The organism is Arthrobacter sp. USHLN218, from assembly GCF_037144715.1.
In the GTDB taxonomy this organism is placed as follows: domain Bacteria; phylum Actinomycetota; class Actinomycetes; order Actinomycetales; family Micrococcaceae; genus Crystallibacter.
On record NZ_JBBCYT010000012.1, the window covers coordinates 95,045 to 104,928 of the forward strand.

The window sequence follows — 9,884 nt, forward strand, 5'->3', positions numbered from 1 at the left end:
CGCGGCAAGCCGGCCCGACGGCGCTAATCTGAAGACGCATCCCACAGACCTAAGGAGAGACGCGTGCGAGCTGTCGTTATTCACGGACCGGGAGACGTCCGCGTGGAAGACCGGGACTACCCCGAGCTGAAGCTGCCGACCGATGCCCTCGTCCGCGTCACGGCGGCGTGTGTCTGCGGTTCCGACCTCTGGGGGTACCGCGGTGTGCGTCCCACCGAAAAGCCCCGGGCGATCGGCCATGAGTTTGTCGGCGTGGTCGAGAGGGTCGGCGACGCCGTCTCCACACTGGCGCCGGGGGACTTCGTGATCGCGCCGTTCGTGGTCAGCTGCGGCAACTGCCCGTCCTGCCGGAACGGCATCACCGTGGCGTGCAGCCACCGGGCGGGTTGGGGCGGGGAGGACGAACACGGGCACTATGTCGACGCCGGGCAGGGCGAGGCCGTCCGGGTCCCGTTGGCGGACGGGACGCTGGTCCCCGTCCCCGGTGTCACCGAGCCGGAGGCGGCGCTGGCGGCGAGCCTTTTGACACTGTCGGACGTGATGGCCACAGGGCACCATGCTGCCGTGAGCGCCAAGGCGGGCCCGGGACGGAGCGTCGTGGTGGTCGGCGACGGCGCGGTGGGCCTGTGCGGAGTGCTGGCGGCCAAGCGGCTGGGCGCCCGGCGCATCATCGCGATGTCCCGGCACGCCGACCGCCAGGCGCTGGCGCGGGAGTTCGGCGCCACCAACATCGTGCAGGAACGCGGCCGGGACGGTGCGCAGAAGGTCCGCGAGCTGCTGGGTGGAGTGCTGGCCGATTCGGTGCTCGAATGCGTCGGGACCAAGGAATCGATGGACCAGGCGCTGCGCTGCACCAGGCCCGGCGGCAGCCTCGGCTATGTGGGCGTACCCGCAGGCGGGCCGGAACTGCCGATCGGAGTGCTCTTCGCCAAGAACATCTCGGTCGCCGGCGGCATGGCTCCGGCCCGGACTTATATTCCGGAGCTGCTGGAGGATGTGCTGGGCGGAGCCATCGCCCCGGGCCGCGTCTTCGATGTCGAGATGCCGCTCGAGAATGCGCCTGAAGCATACCGGGCGATGGATGAGCGCCGCGCCATCAAAGTGCTGCTGAAGCCCTGACCCGCACGATTGTGCCCTTCTACCCATTGACTCCCGGTTTAAGCCCCGCCTAGACTCGCAGCCATCTAGCCAGTTCCATGTTCGTAACTTTTGTCTCCGTTATTGAATGAATGGTGCAAGATGACCCCGCCTCTCATGCGACGCCTGGCCGCAGAAGTGATCGGCACGGCAGTACTGGTAGTTTTCGGAGTCGGCTCCGTGCTTGCGGCGCTGACCGTGGGACAAGGAGAGCTGACGTATCCGGGCGTTGGATTCATAGCCCTGGCATTCGCGATCGCCGTCGCCGTTGCCATCTACGGTTTTTTGGCGGTCTCCGGCGCCCACATCAATCCGGCGGTAACGATCGCCCTGGCCGTGACGCGGCGCTTCCCCTGGGCTGAGTTGCTTCCTTACATCATCGCCCAACTCGTGGGCGCCGCCATCGGCAGCCTCCTGTTGGTGGCCTCCTTCGGGATGCGGGCTGTGGACTTCGGCGGCGGCGCCACCGTACTGGGGAACGGAGTCTCCTACGGCCAAGGCATCATGGCCGAGGCCCTGGGAACCTTCCTGCTCATGCTGGCCGTCATGGCTGTCGCGGTGGACAGGCGGGCGCCCAAGGGCTGGGCCGGGCTGATCATCGGGCTCGCCGTGGCCGGAGCCATCCTGGTCATCGGCCCCCTGACCGGCGGTTCGCTCAACCCCGCCCGTACGTTCGGCCCCTATCTCGTCCAGTCCCTCTTCGGCGGCCAGGTCGAGTGGTCGCAGTTCCCCATCTACATCATCGGCCCCTTCATCGGCAGCATCGTCGCCGCCCTGGTCTACGATCTGGTGGTCCGCCCGCGCGAGGTCCCCGAAGCTGAACCACGCGCGGACAAACCCTCAGTGGCACCGGAGGACACCAAGAAGCATTTTTCCGATAACGAATGATCAGGCACGTTCAATCGAGCCAACAGATTCGCGGGGCACTGCGGCCTCGTGCTTACTGAAAACGAGAGGAAAACACCATGACGGGAAACCGTGTTGTCGTTTATAAGGGGCCCGGGGAAGTAGCGGTCGAGACAATCGACTATCCGAAGCTTGAACTGCCGTCCGAGGTAGCCAACAAGATGGGCATCCAGCAGAAGGCCCCGCACGCAGCCATCCTCAAGCTGGTGACGACCAACATCTGCGGCAGCGACCAGCATATGGTCCGCGGGCGCACGACGGCGCCGGTCGGCCAGTCGCTCGGCCACGAGATCACCGGCGAGGTCGTCGAGACCGGCGATGACGTGCTCTTCGTCAAGGAAGGCGACATCTGCTCGGTCCCGTTCAACATCGCCTGCGGCCGCTGCCGGATGTGCAACGAAGGCAAGACCGGTGTCTGCCTCAACGTGAACCCGGCCCGGCCAGGTGCTGCCTACGGCTACGTTGACATGGGCGGATGGATCGGCGGGCAGGCCGAGTACGTGATGGTGCCTTATGCCGACTTCAACCTGCTTAAGTTCCCGGACCGGGACCAGGCGCTGGAGAAAATCCTGGACCTGACCATGCTCTCGGACATCTTCCCCACGGGCTACCACGGCGCATTCACCGCCGGCGTCACGACGGGTTCCACCGTCTACATCGCGGGTGCAGGCCCCGTCGGCCTGGCCGCGGCCTTCTCCGCCCAGGTGCTGGGCGCCTCGGCCGTGATCGTCGGCGATATGAAGGCCGACCGCCTTAGGCAGGCCGCAAGCTTCGGCTGCGAAACCATCGACCTGAGCCAGGAAGGGTCGCTGCCGGACAAGATCGAGCAGATCCTCGGAGTTCCCTTGGTCGACGCCGCCGTGGACGCGGTGGGGTTCGAGGCCCGCGGCCATGGCGCCAACGCCGGCGAGGCACCGGCCACCGTGCTGAACGACGTCATGTCGGTGACGCAGGTGGGCGGTGCGCTGGGCATTCCCGGTCTCTACGTCACGGGGGACCCGGGCGCCGTCGATGAAGCCGCCAAGGTCGGCCGGATCGGTGTGAGCCTGGGAACGGGTTGGGCGAAGTCGCTATCCTTCACCACCGGCCAGTGTCCGGTCAAGCGCTACAACCGCAAGCTGATGAACCTGATCCTCGCCGGCAAGGCGGACATCGGCAAGGCCGTGAATGCCACCACCATCGGCCTGGACGAGGCGCCCCAGGGCTACCGGGAATTCGACCAGGGAGCGGCGAAGAAGTACGTGATCGATCCGCACGGCATGGTCCCCGCGTAGGCCGGGTGCGGGCGGCCGGGCCGTAGGAGACCCGGCCGCGCAAACGAGGGGCACGGCCCGCAGCGAACGGCGGACCGTGCCCCTCCCTTTTGCCCTCATCGGCTGGGCCGGTATGGAATCAGCCTCGCAGCCGCTCCATGCCCGGATCGACCAGCGGCTCGGCAGTCACGGTGGCGGCGACCCGGCGGCCGAAGTACTCGATCTCCACCTTCTCGCCCTCCACGGCATCGGCCGGCAGCCAGGCATAAGCGATCGGCTTGCCGATCGTGTGGCCGAACGCGGCGCTCGTGACATAGCCGGCCGGCTTCGCCTGGAAGTACACCGGCTCCTTGCCAAGCACGACGGACCGGCCGTCGTCGATGGTCAGGCAGCGCAGCCGCCGGCCGGATTCCTGCGGGACCGCCAGCGCCTCGGAGCCGACGAAGGGCCCCTTGTCCGCCTTGACGGCAAAGCCCAGCCCGGCTTCCTCCGGCCGGTGCTCGGACGTCATCTCGTGGCCAAAGAGCCGGTAGCCCTTCTCCAGCCGCATGCTGTTGAACGCGGCCCGTCCGGCTGCGATGATGCCGTGCTCCTGTCCCGCCTCGAACAACGCGTCCCACAGCTTCAGGCCCTGGTCGGCGGTCGTGTAGAGCTCCCAGCCGAGCTCGCCCACGTAGGACAGCCGCATCGCGGTGACGCTCAGCCCGGCGATCCGGACCTGCGCGGTTCGGAAGTACTTCAGCGAGTTGTTGCTGAAGTCGTCGTCGCTGACCTTCGAGATGACCTCGCGCGCCAGCGGTCCCCAGAGGCCGATGCAGGCGGTGCCGGCAGTGATGTCGTGCACCTGGACCCAACGGGTGGCGTCCGCCGCGCTCTGCTCGGCCGCCTCGCGGCGGAGGTACTCGTAGTCGACGTTGTTGTTGATGCCGGCCTGGAACCGCTCGGCTTCCAGCCGCGCCACCGTGATATCGCTGCGCACCCCACCTGCCTCATCGAGCAGCAGGCAGTAGGTAACGGCACCGGGCTTCTTGTTGATCTGGCCCGTGCTCAGCCGCTGCAGCAGGTCCAGCGCGCCGGGACCGGACACCTCCACGCGCTTCAGCGGGGTCATGTCGTAAAGTGCGACGGCGGTGCGCGTCTTCCATGCCTCGGCGGCGGCAATGGGGGAGTGGAAGCGTGCGGACCAGCTGTCCCGCTGCGGCGGCTGCCAGGCCTCCGGCAGCTCCTCGAGCAGGCCGGCGTTGGCCTCGTACCAGTGCGGCCGCTCCCAGCCGCCGGACTCGAGGAAGAACGCGCCGAGTTCCTGCTGGCGCGGGAAGAACGGGCTGGTGCGCAGGTTGCGCGGCGACTCCTTCGGCTGGAGCGGATGCAGCACGTCGTAGATCTCCACGAAGTTCTGCTGCGAGGTCTCGCTGACGTAGGCCTCCGAGCGCTGAACGTCCTCGAAACGGGTTACCTCGCATTCGTGCAGGTCCGTGCGCGAGCGGCCCTCGACCAGCAGTTCGGCCACAGCCTTCGCCACGCCGGCCGAATGGGTAACCCAGACTGCCTCCGCGACGAAGAAGCCCTTCACATCGGGGGATTCGCCGACCAGCGGGCCGCCGTCGGGGGTAAAGGAGAAGATGCCGTTGAAGCCGTCCTCGATCCGAGCGCCGCGCAGCATCGGCAGCAGCCGCTGGCTCTCTTCCCATGAGGGATCGAAATCCTCCGGCGTGAAGTCCAGCCGCGAAGGCATCCGGTGGTCCGACATCTGCTCCGCCGTGAAGACCGGCAGCTCGTCCAGGTCCACGGGCATCGGCCGGTGGGCGTAGGAGCCGATGCCGATGCGCTCACCGTGTTCGCGGTAGTACAGGTCCGCGTCCTGGTGCCGGAGGATCGGCAGCCGGGCGCCGTTGGGCAGCTCGTTGCGTCCCTTGAGTTCCGGTACCGGTCCCGTCTTCACATACTGGTGAGCGAGCGGCAGCAGCGGAATGTCCATGCCCACCATGGCGCCGACCTTCGGGCCCCAGAAACCGGCGCAGGAGACAACGACGTCGGCCGGTACCTCGCCGTCGTTGGTTTCCACTGCGGTGACCCGGCCGCCTTCCTGCTTGACGCCGGTCACCGTGGTGGAACCCCGGAAGACGACGCCGGCTGCGGAGGCGCGCTCGATCAGCAGCTGGACCGCGCGGGCGGCCTGGGCCAATCCGTCCGAGGGGACGTAGAGTGCGCCGAGCACACGGTCGCGGTCCAGCAGCGGGTAATGCTTCTCGCACTCGTCCGGGTCGATCAGCCGGCCCTCCACGCCCCAGGACGTGGCGTAGCCGAGCTTGCGCTTGAGGTCCTCGAGCCGTTCCTCGGTGGTGGCTACCTCCAGGCCGCCCAGCTGCCAGAAGCAGGACTGGCCGTCCTTGCTCAGCGACAGCAGCTTGTCGACGGTGTAGCTGGCGAATTCGGTCATCGTCTTGGAAGCGTTGGTCTGGAAGACCAGGCCGGGGGCGTGCGAGGTGGAACCGCCTGCCAGGTGCAGCGGGCCCTGCTCGAGCACCGTGACATTGTTCCAGCCGCGGGTAGCCAGCTCGTCGGCGAGGTTGGCGCCGACGATGCCGGCTCCAATGATGACGACGCGAGGTGAGGTCATGGGTGTTCTCCTAAGTAACGTCTGGGTCGAAAGGCGGACGCGGGCGTCCGGGGTGTTAGTTGGTATTGGCCGGGCAGCGCTCGCCGTCCGGGCATTCGCCGTCGCACTCGTGCTTAGTGACAAGGTCGAAGCGCACGCCCCGGTGCTGGTCCACACCGGAGCGGATGGCGCGCTCCACCACCGAGTCGGCCAGCCGCTTGCGCAGGGCAAGCGGATCGCGGCGCAGGTCCTTGACCAGGGCGAAGCACATGAGTGACATCACCAGCACGAATGGCAGCGCCGACACGATGGTGACCCGTTGCAGGCCGCTGAGGGCCTCGGCCGGCTGGTCGCCGCCGGCCAGCAGCATAACCGCGGCGACGGCGCCGGTGAGGGCGCCCCAGAAGATCACCACGCCCCGGCGGGGTTCCTCCGTGCCATTGGAACTCAGCGAACCCATAACAATGGAGGCCGCGTCGGCGCCCGTGACGAAGAAGATGGCCACCAGGACCATGGCGAGAATCGAGACCGCGCCGGCGATGGCATTGGGCAGCGGCAGGTGGTGCAGCAGATCGAAGAGCGCGCCGTCGAAGGAAATGGTGGGCGTGCCGTCGGCAATGGTGGCGATTCCGTCATCCGGGGCCGGAGTCGCGTCGGCCGCGGACTGGATGTTGATAGCGGCGCCGCCGAAGACACCGAACCAGATCACGCTGACGATGCTGGGCACCAGCAGCACACCGGTGACGAACTGGCGGATGGTGCGGCCGCGGCTGATGCGGGCGATGAACATGCCGACGAAGGGCGTCCAGGACACCCACCAGGCCCAGTAGAAGATGGTCCAGCCGGACATCCAGGTCCGCAGCGCGTCGTCACCGACGGCCTCGGTGCGGGACGCCATCTCGGCCAGGTCCCGGGCATAGTCGCCCACAGCCGCCGGAATCAGGTTCAGGATGAAGAGCGTCGGCCCGGCCACGAAGACAATGATGGCCAGGACCACGGCAAGGACCATGTTGATGTTGGAGAGCCACTGGATGCCGCGGCTGATGCCCGACACGGCGGAGGCGATGAAGCAAGCGGTCAGGACCGCCACGATGACCACCAGCACCGGGGTCGCCAGTTGGCCGCCGATCCAGCCGTTGGAGGCCATGCCGCTGCCAATCTGCAGGGCGCCGAGTCCGAGGGATGCCGCAGTGCCGAAGAGCGTGGCGAAGATGGCCAGCATGTTGATGACCTTGCCCAGCGGACCTTCCACCCTCCGGATTCCGAAGATGGAGGTGAAAGTTGCCGAGATGAGCTGCCTGCGGCCGAGCCTGTAGGTGCCGTAGGCCATGGCAGCGCCCACTACCGCGTACATGGCCCATGGGTGCAGGGTCCAGTGGAAGATGGAAGTCGCCATGGCCGTTTGGACGGCCGCAGGCGTCTGGCCGTCGACAGTGCCCGGCGGCGGGGAGATGTAGTGGTAGAGCGGTTCGGCCACACCGTAGAACATCAGGCCGATCCCCATACCCGCGGCAAACATCATCGAGATCCAGGAGACCATGGAGTACTCGGGCTTTTCGCCGTCCCTGCCCAGCGGGACGTTTCCGAAGCGGCTCAGTGCCAGCCATAGCACGTAGACCACGAACAGCGAAGCCATCGCGACGAAAAGCCAGCCGGTATTTTCCATGACCCAGTCCAGCATTACCTGGGACGTGGCCGCGAAGTTTTCCTTGCCGGAAAAGCCCCAGACGACAAATGCCAGGGTCAGCAGACCCGTCACCCCGAAGGTGACCTTGTCGAGGCCCTCCCTGCCGAACAGCCGGCGACGCGTCGCCGCCTGCTCGGTTTTGCTCTCCCGCAGGGCCTGGAGGATCTGCCGGTCCTCTTCGACCGGAGTGAGCTCCGGTTCGGTATCCGGGCTAACGGGAGGTTCGTTGCTTTGGCCGACGGTGACGTCGCTGTTGATTGCCATGAACGGTTCCTTTGTATCGGGGGAGAGGACTCAGGCGTGGCCGTCGACGGTCAGGCCGGGCGGGAGGTTTGGAGCATCTGCGGATTCCTCCACCATGATGTCGCCGTCGACGACGGATACCTTGTGCACCCGTACCGGCAGCTTGGCAGGGGGCGCGTCGACCTGCCCGGTGCGCAGGTCGAACTTCGAGGCATGCAGCGGGCACTCGACTTCGCAGCCCTCCACCCAGCCGTCGGCCAGCGAGGCGTCCTGGTGCGTGCACGTATCGTCGATGGCGAAAAGCTCGCCCTCCTCCGTATGGAAGACGGCGATGGGCGGGGCGGTATCGAGGCGCAGGGCGTCTCCCGGGGCGAGGTCCTTGAGCGGACAAGCTTTGTGCATCGGCTGCGACCTTTCGTCTGCCATGATCTGCCGTGGCAGAAGTTCCGTTATGAACAACGTCGTTCACAATAGGCAACACCATGCGGTGTGGGACGGGTCACTGTCAAGGGTTTTGTGTTGCCGCGATGTAAACAATCTCTGCCGCCTACGACGGTGGTAACGATCACAAAAAGTCTTGACAGGACTTCCTGGCGGCTTCATGCTGTTTCACATGGCGACACAAGTTGCCAATAGCGCGATATCACGCCTCATCCCGCTCCGATTAAAGGGGGCACCCTTTTCCATCCGTCTGAAGGAGCAATCTATGCAGACTCTCGCAGTGGTCGGAGCCTCCCTCTCAGGGCTCTCCGCCGCACGCGCGGCCCGTGCCCAGGGGTTCACCGGCAGGCTCATCATGATCGGGGACGAGGAGCACCGCCCCTACGACCGTCCCCCGCTGTCCAAGGACTTCCTGGCCGGCAGGATCACCACGGATGACCTTTCCCTGGAGACCGCAGAGGAGGACCTGCAGGCAGAGTGGCTAGTAGGAAGCCGTGCGGTCCGCCTGGATGGCGATTCCCGCACCATCACCCTGGCCAACGGCGAAAGCCTGTCGGCGGACGGGATTGTCCTGGCTACCGGCGCGTCCGCCCGCACCCTGCCTGAGTTGGCCGGCCTGGCCAACGTCTTCAGCCTGCGCACCCTGGCTGACGCCCAGCTGCTGGGCGAGGAACTGCAGCCGGGCCGCCGGCTGGTCGTTGTAGGCGCCGGCTTCATTGGAGCCGAGGTAGCCTCCACGGCGAAGGGCCTTGGCCTGGAAGTCACTGTTGTCGAGGCCCAGCCGACTCCGCTCAAGGGTCCGTTGGGCGAAGAGATGGGCACCATCGTCGGAGGGCTCCACGGCCTCAACGGCGTGGAACTGATCTGCGGTACGGGCATCGACCTCTTCTATAGCGGAGAAGGGACGGTCACCGGCCTGCGGCTGACCGACGGCCGCTACGTCCCGGCAGACCTCGTGCTGGTCGGCATCGGCGCCAGCCCGAACACCGGCTGGCTTGCGGGCTCCGGAGTGGAAACCGGCAACGGCATCGTCTGTGATGCCTCGGGCCGCACCAATGTGCCCGGCATCGTGGCCGTCGGCGACTGCGCAGCCTGGTTCGACTCGAGGCTGGGAGCCCACCGCCGGGTGGAGCATTGGACCACGGCCACGGAGCATCCCGAAGTAGCCGTGGCCGCCCTGCTGGACAGGCCGGCGGCCCGGCCCATCAAGGCTCCCTACTTCTGGTCCGACCAGTACGGAGTGAAACTGCAGTTCGCAGGCAACGCCGCCCAGGCCGAGCGTGTGTCCATCGAAGCCGGCGATCCCCGGGAGCACAACGTCCTGGCGCTCTACTACCGCGGCGAGGAGCCGGTGGCGGTCCTTGGCATGAATCAGCCGCGGCTCTTCACCAAGTGGCGCCGCACGCTCAGCACCTCGGCCGCGACCGATTCCGCCGCTGCCTGACCTCCATCCGGCAATCTTTTTTCACACCGACCGTCACATCGTCTTTCAACAGAGGAAGCAGGCATGACCACCGAAATCATTTCCGAGAGCCTGATTGCTACGCTGCCCGGGCACACGTATACGGATGCCGCGATTTTCCGTGCGGAGCAGGAGCGGATTTTCGAGCAGATGTGG

7 protein-coding genes are annotated in these 9,884 nt (G+C 66.6%); 4 read left to right on the forward strand and 3 right to left on the reverse strand.

Annotation, left to right across the window (positions count from 1 at the left end):
• The first annotated feature begins 63 nt into the window (after positions 1-63).
• The 3 genes from WFH44_RS20555 to fdhA all read left to right on the forward strand — a co-directional run bounded on the left by WFH44_RS20555 (position 64) and on the right by fdhA (position 3,317).
• Entirely contained in the window at positions 64-1,119 is a 1,056-nt protein-coding gene (locus WFH44_RS20555) for a zinc-dependent alcohol dehydrogenase family protein (protein WP_336716386.1), read from the forward strand.
• 120 nt (positions 1,120-1,239) lie between these two features.
• The gene (locus WFH44_RS20560; RefSeq protein WP_336716387.1) at positions 1,240-2,025 is read left to right on the forward strand and encodes an MIP/aquaporin family protein; all 786 of its coding nucleotides are present in this window, start codon (positions 1,240-1,242) and stop codon (positions 2,023-2,025) included.
• Positions 2,026-2,102: 77 nt separating this feature from the next.
• A complete protein-coding gene (gene fdhA / locus WFH44_RS20565) occupies positions 2,103-3,317 on the forward strand; it encodes a formaldehyde dehydrogenase, glutathione-independent (RefSeq protein WP_336716388.1) in 1,215 nt (404 codons plus the stop codon).
• A 118-nt stretch (positions 3,318-3,435) separates the two neighbouring features.
• On the opposite strand, the gene WFH44_RS20570 is transcribed toward fdhA, so the two are convergent.
• From WFH44_RS20570 to WFH44_RS20580, 3 genes are read right to left on the reverse strand one after another with little or no spacing between them, the layout of a single operon-like run.
• Positions 3,436-5,916, reverse strand: a complete 2,481-nt coding sequence (locus WFH44_RS20570) for a GcvT family protein (RefSeq protein WP_336716389.1) — start codon at positions 5,914-5,916, stop codon at positions 3,436-3,438.
• Positions 5,917-5,971: 55 nt separating this feature from the next.
• Positions 5,972-7,846 (reverse strand): BCCT family transporter, encoded by a 1,875-nt coding sequence (locus WFH44_RS20575; protein WP_336716390.1) that lies wholly within the window; start codon positions 7,844-7,846, stop codon positions 5,972-5,974.
• 30 nt (positions 7,847-7,876) lie between these two features.
• The gene (locus WFH44_RS20580; protein ID WP_336716391.1) at positions 7,877-8,227 is read right to left on the reverse strand and encodes a bifunctional 3-phenylpropionate/cinnamic acid dioxygenase ferredoxin subunit; all 351 of its coding nucleotides are present in this window, start codon (positions 8,225-8,227) and stop codon (positions 7,877-7,879) included.
• Positions 8,228-8,531: 304 nt separating this feature from the next.
• Between WFH44_RS20580 and WFH44_RS20585 the strand changes: the two genes are divergently transcribed.
• Positions 8,532-9,710 carry an NAD(P)/FAD-dependent oxidoreductase gene (locus WFH44_RS20585; protein ID WP_336716394.1) on the forward strand — a complete coding sequence of 393 codons (1,179 nt, stop codon included), beginning with the start codon at positions 8,532-8,534 and terminating at the stop codon, positions 9,708-9,710.
• The last annotated feature ends 174 nt before the right edge of the window (positions 9,711-9,884 follow it).